The organism is Luteimonas sp. A611 (assembly GCF_054072715.1).
Map to the genome: position 1 here is coordinate 143,271 of NZ_JBSVRP010000003.1, position 20,136 is coordinate 163,406.

The window sequence follows — 20,136 nt, forward strand, 5'->3', positions numbered from 1 at the left end:
TCATTGGTCTCCAGCGGGAGCGGGGGCCGGCGCGTGCGCGTGCGCCGGCGCACGCGGCCGCACCGGTGCGGTCGAGCCGCGCACCACCAGCTGCGGCACGAAGGCCTGGTTGGGCTGCGCGGCCGCATCCTGGCGCAAGCCCGCGATCAGCATGCGCGCAGCGTGGCGCGCGATCTCCTCGGTGGCCTGCTTGGCCGTGGTCAGCGCCGGCCACGACTGGCGCGAGAACGGGCTGTCCTCGAAGCCGGCGATCGACAGATCAAAGGGCACGTTCATGCCCGCCGACTTGGCCGCGGCCAGCACGCCGGCGGCGATCTCGTCGTTGGATCCGAAGATCGCGGTGGGCGGATCGCGCAGCGCCAGCAGCCGGCGCGCGCCGCGGAAGCCGTCGTCGAAGGTGTAGTCGCCAGGGATCACCAGGTGCTTGTCCAGGGTGATGCCGTAATCCTTGAGCGCCTGTTCGTAGCCCAGGTAGCGCTCGGAGCTGGACAGGTGCTCCTGCCCGCCCCACAGGAAGCCGATGCGCTGGTGGCCAAGCTGGACCAGGTGCTCGGTGATCTCGTAGGCGGCGTCGCGGTCGTCGACATAGACGCAGGGGTAGCCATCGCGCGGGTCTTCGGCCGCGGCGATGATGCGGGTGGCGCGCACGCCGGCCTTCGCCAGCGCCTCGATCAGTTCCATCCGCTCCGAAATCGGCGCAGTCAGCACCAGCCCGGCCAGGCGCGAGCGCTGCACCAGCTCCAGCAGTTCCTCGGCCAGCAGCGGCGAGCTGGCGTCGCAGGGGTGGATCTGCAGTCCGAATCCGGTTTCGCGGCAGGCCGAGAGCACGCCGTTCTGCAGCCCGATGATGTGGTACGGGTTGGGGTTGTCGTAGACCAGGCCGATCACGTAGGCGCTGGCACTGCGCAGGTTGCGCGCAGACGGGTCGGGCTCGTAGTCGAGCTCGGCGATCGCCTGCAGCACGCGCGCCCGGGTCGCCGGCAGCACCGCCGGCTCGTTGTTGATCACCCGCGAGACGGTCTTGAGCGACACCCCGGCGCGTTCGGCCACGGTGCGGATCGTCGGTTTGCGCGGGCTGCCCTGCTCCTCGTTGATACGCATGTCGTCGTCGCTTGTCCTGCCCCCGGGGTGCGTGACTAACGTTGTCATACTTCCCACAGGAATTCCAGCCACAGGCCCAGCCGGGCGCCCCTGGGGCCTGCGCAATCGGGTGCTGTCCTGCAGCACGGGACATTCCGACAGCGCGGAGCCATCCCGGGACATCAGGCGGGTTTTACCGACAAATGTGCAACGACCAACATCTGTGACGGCTTATTTTCGCGTCCGTATCGCTAATGCCGGATGCCCAGGGGGCGCTCGGTAGCGCCTGCTTGACATCGTTGTCACCACGTCAGCACTCTGCGGCCACACCGCTGCAACCCGTAGCGGTGGTTTGCAGGAGTCCTCGTGGGAGCAACGACCCGCCACTTGCCCGCCAGCCCTGGCCCGCTGCCAGCGCCGGCGCCATTCCTGGCCGCCGATGTCGGCGGCACGCATGTGCGCGTCGGACTGGTGGACAGCCGTGCGCCGGACCGCCTGCTGCACTACCGCAAGTACCCCTGCGCCGGCTTCGCCGGCCTGGCCGAGCTGCTGCAGGCCTTCCTGTCGACCCTCCCCGACGCGGCCACGGTGCGGCGCGGCGTGATCGCCTGCGCCGGACACGCGCGCGAGGATGGCACCGTGCTGTCGGTCAACCTGCCCTGGCCGGTGGCGCCGCAGCGCATCCGCGACCAGCTCGGTTTCGAGGAGCTGCTGCTGGTCAACGACTTCGAGGCGGTCGCGCACGCGGTGGCCGCCACCGATGCGCATACGCTGCTGCGTCTGTCGGGGCCCGATGTCGCGCCCTCCGGGCCGACGCTCGTGGTCGGACCCGGCACCGGACTGGGCGCGGCGGTGCGCATTCCCGGTCGCGACGGCCGCGCGCAGGTGCTCGCCACCGAAGCCGGCCAGGCGGCACTGACGGTATCGACCGAACTGGAGATGGCGGTGCTGCGCGAGTTCCTGCGCGAGCGCCGCCATGTGCCGATCGAACACGCGCTGTCGGGGCCGGGGCTGTTGCGCCTGCATGTGGCGCTGGCGCAGGTGCGCGGCCTGGCGCCCTCGCAGGCGACGCCCGATGCGATCAGCGGCGCCGCCATCGCCGGCGACGACGCCCTGGCACGCGAAACCCTGGAGCTGTTCTGCGGCCTGCTCGGCAGCGCGGTCGGCGACATGGCGCTTCTCTACGGCGCCCGCGGCGGCGTCTACCTGGCCGGCGGAATCCTGCCGCAGATCCGCGGCTTCCTTGCCGGCAGCAGCTTCGTGCAGCGCTTCCTCGACAAGGGGCCGATGCGCGAATCGCTGCTGCGCATTCCCGTGACCCTGGTCGAGCACGGGCAGCTGGGCGCGATCGGCGCCGCCGGCTGGTACCTCGACCAGCGACGAAACGACAACCAACGCACGGATGCGCACCTGACCTGACCCCGGCCCGCGCGCCGCCACCAGGGCGGACGCAAGGGCCAGCCACGGGCCACCGGACCCCCGGCCGGCGGCCACAGCCACACCCATTTTCGAAGGGAGAGAACCGTCATGAAGCACCGCACATCCATGCTGTCGGCCGCGATCGCCGTGTGCCTCGGGGTTGCCGCGCAGGCGCAGGCACAGGACGCCGCCGCCGGGACCACGTCCGACGAGGCCACCAGCCTCGACCGCGTGGTCGTCACCGGCATCCGCGCCAGCCTGCAGCAGGCGCTGGACACCAAGCGCAACTCCGACGCGATCATCGATGTGATCACCGCCGAGGACGTGGGCAAGTTCCCGTCGACCAACGTGGCCGAGGCGATGACCATGATCCCCGGCGTCACCATCGACCGCCTGTTCGGCCAGGGCGAACGCGTCAGCATCCTGGGTACCGATCCCGCGCTCAACCGCACCCTGCTCAATGGCCAGTCGGTGGCCTCGGCAGACTGGTTCATCCTCGACCACCCCAGCCGCACCTTCAACTACTCGCTGCTCGCGCCGCAGATCGTCGGCAAGGTGACGGTGTACAAGTCGCCCGAGGCGCACATCGACGAGGGCTCGATCGGCGGCACCGTGATCGTGGAGACGCGCAAGCCGCTCGACCTGGACGATAATTTCATGGTCAGCGGCCAGCTCGGCTACCTGTACAACGACCGCGACGAGGACGGCAAGCCGCAGGGCTCGCTGATGCTGGGCTGGAAAAACCAGGCCGAGAACTTCGGCGTCGTGTTCTCCGCACAGCGCCTGGACGAAACGATCCGACGCGATGGCATCGAAGCCTATGGCAGCGTGTCGGCGCGCGACTATCGCGATGGCCAGGGCGGGGGTGGTTCGGTCAACAACCTGCCGGCGGACTGGTCGCAGCCGCCGAACCCGGACGGCTCGCAACCCACCCTGCCCGCGTCCTGCGTCGGAGCCTGCGCCGATACGCTGGAGGCCAACCTCGACGCGCGCGGCCCCAACTCGCTCAGCGCCTCGTTCTTCGAGCAGCAGCGCGAACGCAACAGCTACTCGCTGGCGCTGCAGTTCCGCCCCGTCGAAGAACTCGACATCGAGTTCAACGCGCTCAAGATCGACGCCAGCTACGACAACATCAACCAGTCGATGTTTGCCTTCATGGGCAACGCGTGGAACAGCCTGATGCGGCTGACCGACGTCACCGTCGAGGATGACATCATCACCCGGGGCACGTTCCGCAACGCGCTGTCGGTGTTCGACGTGCAGAACCGCAAGTCCACGGTCGAGACCGAGTCCTACGACCTGAAGGCCAAATGGGACGGCGAGCGCTGGTTCGCATCGGCGCACGTGGGCAACACCAAGGCCACCGGCGGCACCGACCAACAAGTGTTCGGCGAATTCCTCAACCGGTCCGACTACAGCTACGACATCAGCCAGGCGCCTTCGCACCCGGGCAGCCTGAGCTACCAAGGCCTGAATCCGTTCACCGATCCGTCCGCGTTCCGCATGGACGGTGGCTGGGGCGCCGACCCGACGCAGCCGCCGCCTTCCTGGAACACGGGCTGGGGCGGCAACATCGTGTTCAAGCCGACCTGGGATGAGGAGACCTACGGCCAGGTCGACTTCGGCCTGAAGCTCGACTCGCCGGTGTATCTGCTCCGCTTTGGCGCGAAGCGGCGTGAGCATGAAACCGAGCAGAAGATGGGCGGCGTTTCGCTGGCCTCGGTCGCCGGTTACGGCGACGCGACCGCCGACATGTTCAATCCGCAGCCGGTGCCGGGCAACTATCTCACCGGCTTTTCGGGCTACGGGGACCTGGGCGACCGGTTCACCATCGATGGCTGGGCCCTGGCCGACTACATCCTCAGCGGCGACTGGCTCGCGCCGTGGCAGACCATGCCCCAACCGAGCACATTCAACGACCCGTCGTTTGCCGCCAATACCTGGCGCATCGTCGAAGACATCAACGCGGCGTACGTGCAGGCGGACTTCAGCCTGAACGGCCTGCGTGGCAACTTCGGCCTGCGCTACGTGCAGACCGAGACCGAGAGCCACAGCTGGCAGTGCGTGCGTACCGATGCGCCTCCGCCCTGCCCGGCGAACGGCTACGCGCCGAACGTGGTCGGCAAGAAATACAACAACGTGCTGCCGAACGTGAACCTGGCCTACGACCTGGCCGACGACGTGGTGCTGCGCTTCTCCGGCGCCAAGGTCATCGCCCGTCCGAACTACAGCGACATGTCCAGCTACCTGTGGCTGGGCGACCAGACCCTCACCGGCGGCGGCGGCAATCCGGAACTCGACCCGTATGAATCGACCAATTTCGACCTCTCGGCCGAATGGTACTTCGCCGAGGACGCCATCCTGGCCGCCTCGCTGTTCTACAAGGACGTGGACAACTACATCCTGACCACGACCCGACCCGAACAGCACTTCAACCAGTCGCAGGATGAGGTGAGTACCTACCAGGTGGGCCGCCCGGACAACGCCGGAACCGCGAAGATCCAGGGTGTCGCGCTGGCCTGGCAGCAGCAGATCGCGGCCGGCTTTGGGCTCGTGGCCAACTACACCTACGCCGATGCCGAGGCGAGCTCCGGCGATCCGATGCCGTACAACTCGAAGTACCAGCTCAACATCAGCCCCTACTTCGAGAACGATCATTTCACCGCGCGGCTGAGCGCCTCCTGGCGTTCGGAGTACTTCACCAACGTGGACCGCGGCGACAACCTGTGGGTGCGCCCGTACACCTCCATGGACCTGTCGCTGGGTTACCGGTTCAACGACAACGTCAGCCTCAATTTCGATGCGATGAACCTGCTCGACGAGGCCTACCACAGCTATGCGGACACAGCGCAGCTGACCCGCGGCGTCTATCGCTCCGGCCGACGTTACCTGACCACACTGCGCGTGCAGTTCTGAGACCTGACGGCATCCCCTCCCGATCGATGCCGTAGTTCGCGCGGGTCCGGACTGTCTGGACCCGCGCATTTTTTCTGCTCACCGAGGAGTCGCGATGAGCCTGATGCCTCGCGCCTGGCGGCCTTTTGCCGCCTTGGGCTGTTTGATCCTGCTGGCCGCATGCAGCAGCCACGCAGACACGGCGGTCGATGCCGTCGCCGAGACCGTGGCCACACCGGCGCTGATCCCGGCACCGGCCTCGCTGGTGCCGGCGGAAGGGAGCTTCCGCTTCGATGCCACGACCCGCCTCCGTGCCGAGGGTGACATTGTGCGGCGCGTGGCCGGCGAGTTCGCCCGCATGGTCAAGGCAACCAACGGCGTCGAGCCGGCGCTGGCCGACGACGGCGATGCTGGCGGAAGCCGCATCGTGTTCGCGATCGATCCCACCGCCTCGCCCGATGCACCCGAAGGCTACGTGCTCGAGGCCAATCGTGACGGCGTGCGCGTCGCCGCGAGCGACGAGCGCGGCCTGTTCTATGGCGCGGTCACGCTCTGGCAGCTGCTGTCCTCGGCGCAGGGCGAAGCCGTGCGCATCCCGGCGCTGCGCATCGAGGACGCGCCGCGCTTCGCCTGGCGCGGGCTGATGCTCGATTCGGCACGCCATTTCCAGTCGGTCGACCAGATCAAGCAGCTGCTCGACACGATGGCGCGGCACAAGCTCAACACCTTCCACTGGCATCTCACCGATGACCAGGGCTGGCGCATCGAGATCCCCAAATATCCGCGGCTGACCGAAGTCGCCGCCTGCCGCATCCCGGCTGGCGAGGCCGGCACCGATCCGGTCACCGGGCAGACTCGGCCCTACTGCGGCTACTACACGCAGGCGCAGATCCGCGACATCGTCGCCCATGCCGCGCGGCGGCACATCACCATCGTGCCGGAGTTCGACATGCCCGGCCACGTGCAGGCCGTGGTGGCGGCCTATCCGCAGTACGGCTCGCTCGGCGACACCCCGGCCGTGTCCAACGAATGGGGCGTGCACCAGTACCTGTTCAACGTGGACGAGGACACCTTCGGCTTCATCGAGCACGTACTCGACGAGATCATCGAGCTGTTTCCCTCGCCGTACATCCACATCGGCGGCGACGAGGCGGTCAAGACCCAGTGGCAGGCGTCGGCCAGCGTGCAGGCGCGGATGAAGGAACTCGGCATCGCCGACGAGACCGCGCTGCAGAGCTGGTTCATCAAGCGCATCGGCACCTATCTGGAAGGCAAGGACCGGCGTCTGCTGGGCTGGGACGAGATCCTCGACGGCGGCATCGCGCCGCAGGCCACGGTGATGTCATGGCGTGGCACCGAAGGCGGCATCGCCGCCGCACGCGCCGGCCACGACGTGGTGATGACACCAAAGGAAAAGCTGTACCTGGACTACCAGCAGACGCTGTCGCCGAACGAACCCCCGGGCCGCCCAACCCAGGTCACCCTGCGCGACGTGTACGACTTCGATCCGGTGCCCGGTGTGCTCACGCCGGCGCAGCGCGCGCATGTCCTGGGCGTGCAGGCCAACGTGTGGACCGAGCACCTGCGCTCCTGGGACCGGGTGCAGCATGCCTGGTTCCCGCGCGTCGCGGCGCTGGCGGAATCGGCGTGGTCGCCGCTCGAACACAAGGACTACGCCGGTTTCCTGGCACGCCTGCCCGCGCAGCTGGCGCGCTATCGCGCCTTCGACATCGCCTACGCGCAGACGCCCTTCGAGGTGATGGCAAGCGCCGAAGGCGACCGCGCGGCCGGCAGCGTGCGCGTGACGCTGGACAACGCGCTGAACTACGCGGTGCGCTACACCACCGACGGCAGCGAACCGGACGCCGATTCGCCGCTGTACGAAGCGCCGATCGACGCGCCGCTGCCGCTCGACATCCGCGCCGCGGCATTCCACGGCACCACCGCGCTCGGCCCGGCCACGCATCACGCCTACAGCGCCGCAAGCCTGCTGGTGCGCAGCGACGAGCAGCTGGCGAGCTGCCCGGACAGCGGGCGTCTGCTGCTGCGGCTGGAGGACGACGGCCCCGTCGAAGGCGAGCGCGCGCTCTACAACGTGACGATCTTCTACCCGTGCTGGCTGTGGGCCGGCGCCGATCTGGACGGCATCGGATCGCTGAAGGTGCGCCTGGGGCGGCTGCCGTACTACTTCCAGCTTGCCGGCGACGAACCCGCACGCAGGTTCATGCCCGCCGAAACAGAGCACGGCGAGCTGCTGGTGCAGTCGGGCGGCTGCAGTGGCGACACGGTGGCCAGGCTGCCGCTGCCGGCGCACACCGGTGAGGATGGCTTCGTCGAGCTCGAGCTGCCGCTGGCGGCTGACGAAGGCCGCAGCGACCTGTGCTTCACCGCCACCGGCGATACGCGGCCGATGATGTGGGTGCTTGATCGGGTGCAGCTGGTGCCGCGCTGAGGGCTGTCGGCATCGGCTGTGATCGTCACGGGGGCGGGTGACGTCGCTTCGTCTCGCCCCACCCCAGCCCAGCCCTCCCCCGCAGGCGGGGGAGGGTGAACACGCCTTGTGCTTCTGCTCCCTCCTCCGCTTGCGGGGGAGGGTGAGCGCGCTTCGTGCTTCTGCTCCCTCCTCCGCTTGCGGGGGAGGGCTGGGGTGGGGGCGAAGCGCCGCGGATCCGCACCGAAGCGCAGCGCTCAGCTCGCGGCGTCGCGCCTGCCGTCGATCCGCAGCAGCAGGTCATGCAGCGGCGTCAGGCGCGTCGCCAGTCCGGCGATGACGCCCAGCGTGTTGGCCAGCGCGTCCTGGGCGTCGGCCATGCGGGTGACGGTCAGGCTGCCCTGCGCCTGCTCGATCCCGATGCCCAGCAGCACCAGGCCCAGCCCCGCACCCAGCAGCGCGGGCCAGTTGCGGAACAGCTGCACCGCACTCGCGGACAGCGCGAAATAGGCGATGAAGTGCGACCACTTGTCGCTGTTGTCGAAGTCCGGCATCGGCGGCGGCGGCAACAGCGAAAACACCACCACTCCCGCGATCGCCAGGCACCACAGCGCGACCCATGGCCATGGATGCCGCAGCGGCTTGAGCGAGCGGCCAAGCCTGGACGCCAAGCGCGGTGGCCGGCTCACAGGCGGAAGCACAGGTCGCCGACAAGGAAGGCCGCATCCAGCGGCACGTCGCGCGCGAAGCCCATCACCTGGAAGCGCTCGCCCATGCCGCCGGGAATCGTGAGCGCCTTGGCCTGCTGGCGCAGCCCGTAGCGTGCGGCCTCGTCAGCGGCGTGCGCCTCGTGCGCAAGCAGGCGCTGCTCAAGGCCGTTGCCGATCAGGAAGCTGGCCTGCGAACAATAGCCGGCCAGCTCGAAGCCGGCGCCGGTGCCGGCCTCGGCCAGCGCGGTGAAATCGACCGAAGCGGTGATGTCCTGCAGCCCGAGGCGCGCGAACACGTCCTCCACCATGCGGTGGCGATGGAACGCACGCAGGGTGCCGTCGCGCCGGCGCGGGTCGTAGTACTCGCGGCGCGGATATCCGTAGTCGACGAACAGCATCGCGCCGGACTGCATGCCGCCCGCCACCGCCTGCAGCCAGTACGGCAACTGCGGCAGCAGCTCGGCGCGGTGGCCGTCGGCAAAGGGCGCATCTAGCTGGCGTTCGACGTGGCGCACCGCGGCCGACAGCATCGCGTCGGCGGGACGGTCGGTCCGGCAGAAGCGGTCGCCATCCAGCGCGACATGCTCCTCGAAGACCTCGCCGCCCTGCAGCGAGAAGCGCGGCGTCGGCAGCGCGTCGAGGACCTCGTTGGCGAACAGCACGCCGCTCCAGTCGTCGGGCAGCGGCCCGTCCAGCCACTCGACGCGGGCGAAGGCCTCCGCGGGCAGCGTCTGCGCCAGATGCGCCCGCTGGCGCTCGCGCAGGTCGGCGCTGGGTTCGAGGATGGCGTAGCGCGCCGGCATCGCCTCGAGTTCGAGCAGCTGCGCGATCGCATCGCCGGCAAAGCGGCCGCTGCCTGCGCCGATCTCGAGAAAACACGCGGCCTCGCCGCAGTAGCGCAGCGCCGGCGCGAGCGCAGTGGCCACGCACTCGGCGAACAGCGGGCCCAGCTCCGGCGCGGTGACGAAATCACCGGCGGCGCCGAACTTGGTGGCACCGGCGCTGTAGTAGCCCAACCCGGGCGCGTACAGCGCCAGCTCCATGAAGCGCCAGAACGGGATCGCACCGCCGGCCGCGGCGATCTGCTCGCGGATCAGCGCCTGCAGGCGCGCGCTGTGGGCAAGCGCGTCGTCGGAAAGTGGGGAGTCGGACATCAGCGGTGTCTGCGGCGACAATGCGTCAGGATAACGGCAATCCGGAGCACGTCATGCCAGCCTCGTCCCCCGTGGCCCTGGTCACCGGCGGCGCACGCCGCCTCGGCGCGGCGATCGTGCGCCGGCTGCATGCGGCCGGATATTCCGTTGCCGTGCATTGCCGCGCCTCCGCTGCGGACGCCCACACGCTGGCGGCGGAACTGGAGGCCGTGCGGCTGGGCAGCACCCTGGTGCAGGAAGCGGACCTGGCGCGATTCGACGCCTTACCCGAACTGGTCGCCCACACCGTCGGCCGCTTCGGCCGGCTCGACGCGCTGGTCAACAATGCCGCCGCTTTTTTCCCCACGCCCGCGGGCACAGTGACCCCGGCGCAGTGGGACACACTGCTGGCGACCAACCTGCGCGCGCCGTTCTTCCTGTCCCAGGCCGCGGCCCCGCACCTGAAGGCCATGCGTGGCGCCATCCTCAACATCAGCGACGTGTATGCGCGGCAGCCGCGCGCCGACCTGTCGGCCTATGCGATCAGCAAGGGGGCACTGGAGGCGATGACCCGCGCCCTGGCCGTGGCGCTGGCGCCGGAGGTCCGGGTCAACGCGCTCGCGCCGGGGGCGATCCTGTGGCCGACGGAGGCACCCGATCCGGCGCTGCAGGAACGCATCCTGGCCCACACCGCGCTCGGCCGGACCGGCAGCGTGGAGGAGATCGCGGCGACGGCGCTATGGCTGCTGCGCGATGCGACATACACGACCGGCTCGGTGGTGTCGGTCGACGGGGGCCGCAACCCGCTTGGCGATTGAGCAGGATCCGAGATCCCTCACTTCGTTCGCGATGACACCTTCCCGGTTGTCATCTCGACCGCAGGGAGAGATCTGCGGGAGCAGCCGTCCTGGCCGCTCCCGAACGCCTCACTGCCCCTTCGGCAGGAACGCCTGCCCCAGCCCGGCATCGCGGAACGCGTGCGGCGTTTCATGCGAGACCGCATAGCGATACAGCGCCGCCGAATAGATTGCGCTCAGCGCCGCCTGGTAGATCCCCACCAGCAGCACCACCAGCAGGAACAGCGCGCCCACCACGATCGCCAGCGCAAACGAGGCCTGTGCCGCGAGCAGGGTCAGCGCCGCGCCCACCAGCACCACGGCGAAGGTGATCATGCCGAATGCGGCGCCGATGCCGACCTGGCCGACCGCGTTCTCGCCCCAGGTGCGCTTGAGCAGGGACACGCTCTGCTTGAGCGCATCGACCGGGCCGATGTTGCGCGACACCAGCACCGGCACCACCAGGAACGCCGCCAGCGTCCAGGCCGCACCCAGCGCGCTGCCCATCAGGCGCACGAGGAAGTTGTCCTTCTGCTTCAGGCCCTGCAGCAGCACGCCCACCGTGGCCGCGATCGCCGCGTAGCCGAGGATCGCCGGGATTTTCGCCCGGGCGGCATTGAAGCCGTCGGCCAGCGTCGGGTCGCCCCCGTCCAGGCGGATCATCGCCGCGCCGACCAGCGCGCAGTTGAAGAAGATCATCACGCTGTACTGGACGAAATAGAACGCAAAGCCGAACACCACGCCGCCCAGGCCGATCCCGTCGGCGAAGATCCGCAGCGCGAACATCGGCAGCAGGAAGGTCGCCAGCACCAGCAGGGTGGCGATGCCGGAGATCACCGGGAACAGCATCAGTTCCTTGTCCGAGCGCAGCACCGACGCGCTGGCCTTGACCAGGTCCCAACTGCGGGAGAATTTCTCGAACATGGCGTCGCCTCAGGTGGATGGTCCGCATCCTGTCCGGGCGCCTCGGCGCCGGCAATGCGCGGATGTGGTCTGGAAGACGCGGCAAGCGGCGACGATGTGACAGCGGGCGTCAGTCCAACTCCACCCGCTCGAAGGCCACGCCGTGGTCCGGATGCGCCGCCCACAGCGCGGCAATGCTGTCCCGTGACACCGGATGTCGCGCGTCCGGCGCGATGTCGGCCAGCGGCTTGAGCACGAACGCGTGGCGCAGCTCGTCGCGCGGGACGCGCAGCACCGGCGTCGTGCCGGCGGCGGTGGCGGGACCGGGGCCTTCGGCGATCAGTTCGTCGAACAGCACGATGTCGATGTCCAGGGTGCGGTTGCTGTAGCGCGGGCCGCTGCGATCCCGTCCGTGCGCGTCCTCCAGCGCATGCAGCCAGGCGTTGAGCGCGTGCGCGTCCAACTCGGTGCGGAGCATGGCGGCGGCGTTGAGGAAGTCCGGGCCGTCATAGCCCACCGCCGGGAAGCGGTAGAACGGCGACACCTGCAGCCCGTCGAAGCGCTCACCCAGCGCCTGCACGGCAACGCGCAGGTGTCGCTCAGGCTCGAGGTTGCTGCCGAGGCTCAGGTAGGCGGTGTGCATGGGGCGCTCCGGAAGGGCGCACATGATCGCGCATCCGCCGCGGCCGCGGCGAGCACCACGCGCGCGCCGGCGCTCAGTCGGCGGGGTCGGGCGCGGCCGCCGGGCGATGCAGGGTGACGTCGAGGGGCGCGTCGCCCATCGTCTGGTACACGCGCAGACCGAATTCCGGCAGGATCGCCAGCAGGTGGTCGAAGATGTCGGATTGCGCGGTCTCGTAGAAGGCCCAGCGCACGTCGCTGGTGAAGCAGTAGATCTCCAGCGGCAGGCCTTCCGCCGTCGGCTGCAGCTGCCGCACCAGCAGGGTCATGTCCTGGTTGATCCGCGAATGGTGGCGCAGGTACTGCTCGACGTAGGCGCGGAACGTGCCGAGGTTGGTGACGCGGCGCTGGTTGACCGGCTCGGCGCCGCGTCCGGCCAGGGTCGCGTTCCATTCGCTGATCTCGGATGCCTTGGCATCGAGGTAGCTGTCGATCAGCACGAAGCGGTGCATCCTCGCCACCTCGCCCTCGTCCAGGAAGCGCACCGAGCGCTGGTCCAGGTACAGCGCGCGCTTGATCCGGCGGCCGCCCGATTCGCTCATGCCGCGCCAGTTCTTGAACGAATCGCTGATCAGCTTCTTGGTCGGGACGGTGGTGATCGTCTTGTCCCAGTTCTGCACCGTCACCGTGTGCAGGGCGATGTCGATGACGTCGCCATCGGCGTTCTGCGAGGGCATCTCGATCCAGTCGCCGATGCGCACGCGGCCGTCGTTGCTGATCTGCACGCTGGCCACCAGCGACAGGATCGTGTCCTGGAAGATCAGCATCAGCACCGCTGTCATCGCACCGAGGCCGGTGAGGATGTGCAGGAACTGCGCACCGATCAGGGTGGCCACGATCGAGATCGCCACCAGTGCGAACATCACGATCTTGGCCACCTGCAGGTAGCCCTTGATCGGCTTGTTGCGCGCGTCCGGGCGGCGCTCGTAGACCTGGTTGACCAGGTCGAGCGCGCGCGAAAGCGCCAGCGCCACGGTGAGCACGATGAAGGCCTGGCACAGCGCGCGCACCACGGCCACCACCTGCGGAGGGAGATCCGGCACCACCGAGATGCCGGCGGCGATCACCATCGCCGGCACCACGTTGGCCAGCCGCGGGATCACCCGCATCCGCACCTCGCCCCCGTGCGCCTCGTGGCGCGCGGCAGTCGCCGCCAGCGCGCGCTGGATGCCGCGCAGCAGCACCCGCTTGGTCAGCCAGTTGGCCAGCCACGCCGCCAGCAGCAGCGTCACGACCACCAGCCCGGTATAGGTCGATGGATACGGCGCCAACGCCGCCTGCAGACTCTCCAGCTGCTCCTGCAATTCGCCTTCCTCTTCAGCTTGAACGCGTGCGTTCGATGATGACGCCGACCGCGCGCGCACCGCGCACCGCACCGGGCTTGCTCAGCTTCAAGCGTAGCCATTGGACGTTGAACTCGCCCATCACGATCTCCGCGCAGCGCTCGGCCAGGGTTTCCACCAGGCCGAAATCGGACTGCGCCACATAGTCGATCAGGCGCTTGCTGACCGCCTTGTAGTTGAGCGTATCGGCGATGTCGTCGCTCGCGGCCGGCACGCGGTTGTCGAAGCCCATTTCCAGGTCGAACACCAGCGTCTGCCGGATCCGTCGCTCCCAGTCGTAGATGCCGATCAGGGCGTCGATCTCGAGGGCTTCGATGAAGACTTTGTCCATGGGCTGTAATCGGGGATCAGGGTTGGGGCTGGAGTGCCAATCACGAATCAAGGACTGCCTCCACCGGCAGCAACGACGCCATGTCCCAGCGCGGCGTCACGTGCACTGCAAGGCCGTCGTGCTGGCCGGCCTGCAGGCGCAGCGCGCCGGCGAAGGCGATCATCGCGCCGTTGTCGGTGCACAGCGACGGCCGCGGGAAGCAGGCGCGGCCACCGCGCTGTTGCGCCATCTCGTGCAGCCTGGCGCGCAGGCGGCGGTTGGCGCCGACGCCGCCGGACACCACGATCACGTCGCTGCCGGCCGCGTCCAGCGCGCGCCCGCACTTGATCGCGAGCGTGTCGACCACCGCATCCTCGAAGCCGCGGGCGATGTCGGCGCGGGTCTGTGCGGACTGGTCGCTGTCCCGCCAGGCCAGCAGCACCTGGGTCTTGAGCCCGCTGAAGCTGAAGTCCAGCCCGGGGCGATTGGTCATCGGCCGCGCGAAGCGGAACCGCCCCGGCGTGCCCTGTTCGGCCAGCGCGGCCAGCTGTGGCCCGCCTGGATAGGGCAGGCCCATCATCTTGGCGGTCTTGTCGAAGGCCTCGCCGGCGGCGTCGTCCAGGGTCTCGCCCAACAGCCGGTAGTCACCGATGCCGTCCACCGCGATCAGCTGGGTGTGCCCGCCCGACACCAGCAGGGCCACGAACGGGGGCTGCGGCGGGTCGTCCTCCATCAGCGGGGCCAGCAGGTGGCCCTCCATGTGGTGCACGCCCACCGCCGGCACATCCAGCGCCCAGGCCAGCGAACGGGCCACGCCCGCCCCCACCAGCAGCGCACCCACCAGGCCGGGACCGGCGGTATAGGCCACACCGTCGATCTCACGGACGCCGAGACCGGCCTCGGCCAGGGTCTGGCGGATCAGCGGCAGCAGCTTGCGCACGTGGTCGCGGCTGGCCAGCTCCGGCACAACGCCGCCGTACTCGGCGTGCAGCTCGATCTGGCTGTAGACCGCGTGGGCGCGCAGGCCGGCCTGGCCCGGGCCCGAGCCGGGGGCGGCGGGACGGCCGGTGTCGTAGACGGCGACGCCGGTCTCGTCGCAGCTGGATTCGATGCCGAGGACCTTCATGCGGGGGAAATGGGCGCCGGTTGCGCCGTTGCAAGGCGAGCGGCTATCATACGCGGCTCCCCCGGCCTGCCAGGTCGGGACGTGCGAGTCCCTTCGCAGAGACCGGCCATCCGGGCCGGACTTTCCAGAGAGCCAGAGATCCCTATGCCAAGCGTCAAAGTCCGCGAAAACGAGCCGTTCGAGTTTGCCCTGCGTCGCTTCAAGCGCACCTGCGAGAAGGCCGGCGTGTTGGCCGAGACCCGCAAGCGCGAGTTCTACGAGAAGCCGACCCAGGAGCGCAAGCGCAAGGCGGCCGCCGCGGTGAAGCGCCAGGTACGCCGCGTGTCGCGCGACGTCACCAAGCGCCAGCGCCTGTACTGAGCCGCGTCGCTTTGCAGGAAGCCGGCACGCGCGAGCGTAGCCGGCTTTTTGTGTTTGGCGCGGGGGGCGTGGACGCAGCATCCGGAACGGTCATCGCCCGACCCCACCCGGATCGACGCCCGGCGCCCTTCCTTCCCACCACCCATTGCGGCCACCCGACATGACCCTCAAGCAGCAGCTCACCAACGACATGAAGACCGCGATGAAGTCCGGCGAGAAGCACCGCCTGGGCGTGATCCGGCTGGTCAATGCCGGGATCAAGCAGCGCGAGGTCGACGAGCGTATCGAGCTCGACGACGCCGCGGTGCTGACGGTGCTGGAGAAGATGCTCAAGCAGCGCAAGGACTCGGTGAGCCAGTTCGAAGGCGCCGGCCGCGAGGACCTGGCGGCAATCGAGCGCGCCGAGATCGAGGTCATCCAGACCTACCTGCCGGCGCAGCTGGACGAGGGGCAGATCCAGGCGGCGATCGACGATGCGGTTGCCAAGACCGGCGCCAGCGGCCCGGCCGACATGGGCAAGCTGATGGGCGTGCTCAAGCCGGCGCTGGCCGGGCAGGCCGACATGGGCCTGGTCTCGAAGCTGGTGAAGCAGAAGCTGGCAGGCTGAGGGCGCGACGGCGCGAGCCGTCGGCGCGCGCTGACGCGGGGTCGACGCCGGGTCGGACATCATCCCGCCCATGCAAGCCACCGACCGCTTCCGCCAGCTCAACGAGCGCTTCCAGGCCAGCCTGCCCGGCGCGTTGCTGCAACGCTTCGTCGAGGCCGGGCTGATGACCCAGGCCGCCTCGCTGGCCTTCTACGCGCTGCTGTCGCTGGCGCCACTGCTGTTGCTGTTGCTGTGGATCACAGCCTCGCTGTACCCGCCCGCGCAGCAGTCGCTGATCGACCAGCTTGGCGAGCTCGCCGGCCCGGGCGCGGCCGCAGTGGCCGAAACCGTGATCCGCAACGCCACCGAGCAGCCCGACGTGGGATCGCTGGCCGGGATCTGGAGCACGATTCTGCTGTTCGTCGGTGCCACGGTGGTGTTCGCCCAGCTGCAGGGCGCGCTCAACCTGATCTTCCGCAGCGAGGCGGAGCGCTTCACCGGCCTCGTGGCGTGGCTGCGCAAGCGCGTGTTCTCGCTGGGCGTGGTGTTGGCGATCGGCTTCCTGCTCATCATCTCGATGGTCGCCACCACGGCGCTGCAGATCGCCTTCGCGCGCATGCCCTCGTTGTTGCCCGCGGTGGGCTATGCGGTCACCTTCCTGATCTACGTGGTCACCTTCGCCTTCCTCTACCACTACCTGCCCGACCGCCGCGTGGCCTGGCCGCAGGCCTTCCTGGGTGGCGCGATCACCGCCGCCCTGTTTGCGGCGGGGCGCTGGGCAATCGGCCTGTACCTGGCCCAGGCCGCGCCCGGCAGCGCCTATGGCTCGATGGGCGCGCTGGTGCTGCTGCTGATATGGATCTATTACGGCGGCGTGGTGTTCTTCATCGGCGCACTGCTGACCGCGGTGATCGACGAACGCGCCAACAACCGGCCCGAGGCGCACAAGCCAAGGCCGGCGGCGGCGGGAACGCTGTAGGGGATCGCCCGCAGTCCGCATGCGTGCTGCGGACTGCGGGCGGCCTGCGGCCCGGGGCAGCTGCGGCATACACTAGCCGCATGGCCCGCATCCCCGACGCATTCATCGATGACCTGCTTGCCAGGACCGACATCGTCGAGGTGGTCAATGCGCGCGTGCCGCTCAAGCGGCAGGGCAAGGAGTACTCCGCGCGCTGCCCGTTCCACGACGAGCGCTCGCCCTCGTTCACCGTCTCGCCGACCAAGCAGTTCTACCACTGCTTCGGCTGCGCTGCGCACGGCACGGCGATCTCGTTCCTCATGCAGTACGACCGCCTCGAGTTCCTCGACGCGGTCGACGAGCTGGCGCGCCAGGCCGGCATGGAAGTGCCGCGCGAGACCCAGCAGCGCAACGCCAATCCCGACATCCAGGAGTTGTTCAACGCGCTGGAAGCGGCCTCGCGCTACTACCAGCGCCAGCTGTCCACGAGCGACAAGACGCGCGCCTACCTGGACGCGCGCGGCGTGGGCGAGGCGGTGTGCACGCAGTTCGCGATCGGATATGCGCCCGACGGCTTCTCCGCGCTGAAGGACGCGCTGGGCACCGACCCACGCCGGCTGCAGCTGCTCGAGCGCGGCGGGATGTTGTCGAAGAACGATCGCGGCCACGTCTACGACAAGTTCCGCGACCGGGTGATGTTTCCGATCCTCGACCGCCGTGGCCGCGTGATCGCCTTTGGCGGCCGCGTGCTCAGTGCACCGTCCGACGGCAAGGACGCGGGCCCCAAGTACCTCAACTCGCCCGAGACCCCGCTGTTCCACAAGGGTCGCGAACTGTACGGCCTGTGGCAGGTGCGGCAGGCGAACGCGAAGATCGAGCGGCTGATCGTGGTCGAAGGCTACATGGACGTGATCGCGCTGTTCGAGCACGGCGTCACCCAGGCCGTGGCCACGCTCGGTACCGCGACCACGCCCGACCATGCCGAGCTGCTGTTCCGCAACGCGCCCGACGTGTACTTCTGCTTCGACGGCGACCGCGCCGGGCGTGGCGCCGCGTGGAAGGCGCTGGAATCGGTGCTGCCGCGCATGCGCGACGGCCGCCAGGCGTTCTTCCTGTTCCTGCCTGACGGCGAAGACCCCGACAGCATCGTGCGCAAGGAAGGCGCGCAGGGCTTCGACGCGCGGCTGCGCGAGGGCACGCCACTGTCGCAGTTCTTCTTCGACACGCTGTCGGAGGGCGTCTCGCTGTCCACGCTCGACGGCAAGGCGCGGCTGGCCGAGCGCGTCAAGCCGCTGCTGGCACAGATCCCCGACGGCGCGTTCGGCGACCTGATGCAGCAGCGCCTGACCGAACTCACCGGCGTCGGCGTGCGCCAGCCGCCCGCGCAGGCCCCGATCCGCCGCCAGGGCAGCCAGCCGCTGGCGCCGCCCCGGCGCAGCCTGGTGCGGGGTGCCATCGCCCTGCTGCTGCAGCAGCCTTCGCTGGCGCTGGATCTGGCACCGCCGTTCCACTTCGTCGCGCTGCGCCAGCCCGGCGTCGAGCTGCTCACCGAACTGATCGCCCTGGTCAGCGCGCGCCCGGACATCACCACCGGCGCGCTGCTCGAGCACTTCGCCGACCGCGAAGATGGCGCCGCCCTGCAGAAGCTCGCCAGCCAGAACCTGCCCGGCGACGCGCCCAAGTGGCGCGAGGAGTTCCAGGACGTCATCGCCCAACTGGACCGGCAGACGCAGCAGCAGCGCATCGACGAACTGCAGGCGCGCATGGGCCAGCTCGACGGCACCGAGAAGCAGGAACTGCGGCAGCTGCTCAGCGGGCTCGCCGGCTGAACCACCCTCGGGTCAACCCCAGCTGGGGTCGGCACGGATGTTGCCGGCGGCACCTGCGGCGCTAGCCTGCCGGCAGCCCCCACTTCCTTCCCAAGGTGCCCGATGAGCGACATCAGCAACGCGGTCGATACCGTCAAGGATCGACTCGACCAGGGCATCTTTGACTGGGACGTGACCCACGGTGACCTCACCGACATCAGCAAGGCGGTCGCCGACCTGTCGCCCGACGAGCGCAACGGGCTGATCAGCGAGCTCAGCGACGACGATCTGAAAAACTGGACCCAGGAAATCGACGGCCTCAACGGCTCGCTCAGCGCGCAGGAGCGGCAGGACCTGTTCAACCAGCTTGCCGAGGGCCTGGACGGCGAACAGATCACGCGCCTGGTCGAGGCCTTCGACGGCAGCCCGGGCGGGCGCGACGCGCTGGGCGCGGCGGTCGCCGATCACGCTTCGCCGGAAGCCAAGGTCGCCTTCGTCGAAGCCATGGCGGGCAGCATCCACGCCGACTATTCCGCATCGCAGGGGCGCTGGGGCAATGCCGAGACCGCGGTGGTCGGCAACGTCCTGGCCAGCCTGTCGAGCGACCCGGAAGCGCTGTCGCAGGCGCTGGGGACGCTCACCGACTCGCAGCTGCGCGACGTGATGGAAGTGGGCCTCGGCCGCACCTACATCGCCAGCCCCTACAGCGCCTCGACCAGCGTCAATCCATCGGTCACCGCCGCCATCATCAGCGGCGCAGCCGGGGTCGACGACCCGGCGCTGAAGGCGCGCGTGTTCGAGATCGGCACGCAGCAGATCGGCGAGATCCGCGACAAGACCATCAACCCCATGGGCGGCGACGACGCGCCCGCCGCCGCCATCACCGAAGCGCTGACCACCCTGCTCGACAGCGACACCACCGGCATCGTGCGTGGCCTGGAGACCAGCTATCGCGACGGCAAGGGCCTGACCAGCTACCTCACCGAGCAACTGGAGAACGGCGGCGAATCCGGCCAGGAGCAGGTCGGCGAATTCATCGCCAAGCTGCAGCGCGGCAACGACCTGGGCGAGGATCCGGCCACGCGCTTCCAGGCCACCGACAGCAGCGGCAACTACCGCAACGCGCAGACGCTCGGCTACTTCATGGGCGGCGTCGAGGCCTCGATCAACCAGGTCACCGACAACCGCACCGACCAGGCCAACCTCGTGGCCAACGTGTTCAAGGGCGTGGTCGGCGCAGTGGGCGCGATCAATCCCGCCACTGGCGTGGCCGCCAGCGGCGTATCCACGCTCACCGACCTGGCCGTGACCCAGGCCGCCGACAACTACAAGAACGAAGCCTCGGCGCTGCGCGACACGTTGACCTCACTGGCCTATCCGCGCGACGCGAACGGCCAGCCCTTCGAAGGCGAACGCGCCGAAACCCCGTACGACACCGCCCTGCTGCGCGTGGTCAACGCCAACCGCTTCGAGTGATCCGCGCCTGCCTGGTGATTCACGCTGTGCTCCACCGTCCGTCGCCACCACCATGTGGCGACGGGCGCGCGCGCATGCTCA

At 69.2% G+C, this 20,136-nt stretch carries 17 protein-coding genes; 9 read left to right on the top strand and 8 right to left on the bottom strand.

Annotation, left to right across the window (positions count from 1 at the left end; all coding sequences use genetic code 11):
* Complete coding sequence (locus tag ACW5EG_RS13875) at nucleotides 1-1,101, bottom strand: LacI family DNA-binding transcriptional regulator (protein WP_457018983.1); 1,101 nt, start codon at nucleotides 1,099-1,101, stop codon at nucleotides 1-3.
* 345 nt (nucleotides 1,102-1,446) lie between these two features.
* Between ACW5EG_RS13875 and ACW5EG_RS13880 the strand changes: the two genes are divergently transcribed.
* The 3 genes from ACW5EG_RS13880 (at nucleotide 1,447) to ACW5EG_RS13890 (ending at nucleotide 7,846) form a co-directional block, all read left to right on the top strand.
* Complete coding sequence (locus tag ACW5EG_RS13880) at nucleotides 1,447-2,499, top strand: glucokinase (RefSeq protein ID WP_457018984.1); 1,053 nt, start codon at nucleotides 1,447-1,449, stop codon at nucleotides 2,497-2,499.
* A gap of 108 nt (nucleotides 2,500-2,607) precedes the next feature.
* Nucleotides 2,608-5,415 (top strand): TonB-dependent receptor, encoded by a 2,808-nt coding sequence (locus ACW5EG_RS13885; protein ID WP_457021921.1) that lies wholly within the window; start codon nucleotides 2,608-2,610, stop codon nucleotides 5,413-5,415.
* A 94-nt stretch (nucleotides 5,416-5,509) separates the two neighbouring features.
* Entirely contained in the window at nucleotides 5,510-7,846 is a 2,337-nt protein-coding gene (locus ACW5EG_RS13890; RefSeq protein WP_457021923.1) for a beta-N-acetylhexosaminidase, read from the top strand.
* Nucleotides 7,847-8,082: 236 nt separating this feature from the next.
* Here the strand turns inward: ACW5EG_RS13890 and ACW5EG_RS13895 are convergent, their stop codons facing one another.
* Nucleotides 8,083-8,496: a VanZ family protein gene (locus ACW5EG_RS13895; protein ID WP_457018988.1), complete on the bottom strand. Its 414-nt coding sequence runs from the start codon at nucleotides 8,494-8,496 to the stop codon at nucleotides 8,083-8,085.
* A 14-nt stretch (nucleotides 8,497-8,510) separates the two neighbouring features.
* A complete protein-coding gene (locus ACW5EG_RS13900) occupies nucleotides 8,511-9,689 on the bottom strand; it encodes a class I SAM-dependent methyltransferase (RefSeq protein ID WP_457021925.1) in 1,179 nt (392 codons plus the stop codon).
* Between the two features lie 53 nt (nucleotides 9,690-9,742).
* Here ACW5EG_RS13900 and ACW5EG_RS13905 point away from each other — a divergent pair, with 53 nt between their 5' ends.
* Complete coding sequence (locus ACW5EG_RS13905) at nucleotides 9,743-10,486, top strand: pteridine reductase (protein ID WP_457021927.1); 744 nt, start codon at nucleotides 9,743-9,745, stop codon at nucleotides 10,484-10,486.
* 108 nt (nucleotides 10,487-10,594) lie between these two features.
* On the opposite strand, the gene ACW5EG_RS13910 is transcribed toward ACW5EG_RS13905, so the two are convergent.
* The 5 genes from ACW5EG_RS13910 to tsaD form a co-directional block, all read right to left on the bottom strand.
* Entirely contained in the window at nucleotides 10,595-11,428 is an 834-nt protein-coding gene (locus tag ACW5EG_RS13910) for a DUF6159 family protein (protein ID WP_457021929.1), read from the bottom strand.
* 109 nt (nucleotides 11,429-11,537) lie between these two features.
* Nucleotides 11,538-12,050, bottom strand: coding sequence for a 2-amino-4-hydroxy-6-hydroxymethyldihydropteridine diphosphokinase (gene folK / locus ACW5EG_RS13915; RefSeq protein ID WP_457021931.1), 513 nt, complete (start codon nucleotides 12,048-12,050; stop codon nucleotides 11,538-11,540).
* Nucleotides 12,051-12,123: 73 nt separating this feature from the next.
* Complete coding sequence (locus ACW5EG_RS13920; RefSeq protein ID WP_457021933.1) at nucleotides 12,124-13,392, bottom strand: mechanosensitive ion channel family protein; 1,269 nt, start codon at nucleotides 13,390-13,392, stop codon at nucleotides 12,124-12,126.
* A gap of 13 nt (nucleotides 13,393-13,405) precedes the next feature.
* Nucleotides 13,406-13,762, bottom strand: a complete 357-nt coding sequence (gene folB, locus ACW5EG_RS13925) for a dihydroneopterin aldolase (protein ID WP_457021935.1) — start codon at nucleotides 13,760-13,762, stop codon at nucleotides 13,406-13,408.
* A 40-nt stretch (nucleotides 13,763-13,802) separates the two neighbouring features.
* The gene (gene tsaD / locus ACW5EG_RS13930; protein WP_457021937.1) at nucleotides 13,803-14,867 is read right to left on the bottom strand and encodes a tRNA (adenosine(37)-N6)-threonylcarbamoyltransferase complex transferase subunit TsaD; all 1,065 of its coding nucleotides are present in this window, start codon (nucleotides 14,865-14,867) and stop codon (nucleotides 13,803-13,805) included.
* Between the two features lie 144 nt (nucleotides 14,868-15,011).
* Between tsaD and rpsU the strand changes: the two genes are divergently transcribed.
* The 5 genes from rpsU (at nucleotide 15,012) to ACW5EG_RS13955 (ending at nucleotide 20,055) form a co-directional block, all read left to right on the top strand.
* Nucleotides 15,012-15,227, top strand: coding sequence for a 30S ribosomal protein S21 (rpsU, locus tag ACW5EG_RS13935; protein ID WP_457018998.1), 216 nt, complete (start codon nucleotides 15,012-15,014; stop codon nucleotides 15,225-15,227).
* Between the two features lie 160 nt (nucleotides 15,228-15,387).
* Nucleotides 15,388-15,834, top strand: a complete 447-nt coding sequence (locus ACW5EG_RS13940) for a GatB/YqeY domain-containing protein (protein ID WP_457018999.1) — start codon at nucleotides 15,388-15,390, stop codon at nucleotides 15,832-15,834.
* Between the two features lie 70 nt (nucleotides 15,835-15,904).
* Entirely contained in the window at nucleotides 15,905-16,792 is an 888-nt protein-coding gene (locus tag ACW5EG_RS13945) for a YihY/virulence factor BrkB family protein (protein ID WP_457021939.1), read from the top strand.
* Between the two features lie 80 nt (nucleotides 16,793-16,872).
* Nucleotides 16,873-18,600: a DNA primase gene (gene dnaG, locus ACW5EG_RS13950; RefSeq protein ID WP_457021941.1), complete on the top strand. Its 1,728-nt coding sequence runs from the start codon at nucleotides 16,873-16,875 to the stop codon at nucleotides 18,598-18,600.
* Between the two features lie 102 nt (nucleotides 18,601-18,702).
* Entirely contained in the window at nucleotides 18,703-20,055 is a 1,353-nt protein-coding gene (locus ACW5EG_RS13955) for a hypothetical protein (RefSeq protein WP_457021943.1), read from the top strand.
* Nucleotides 20,056-20,136: the final 81 nt, after the last annotated feature.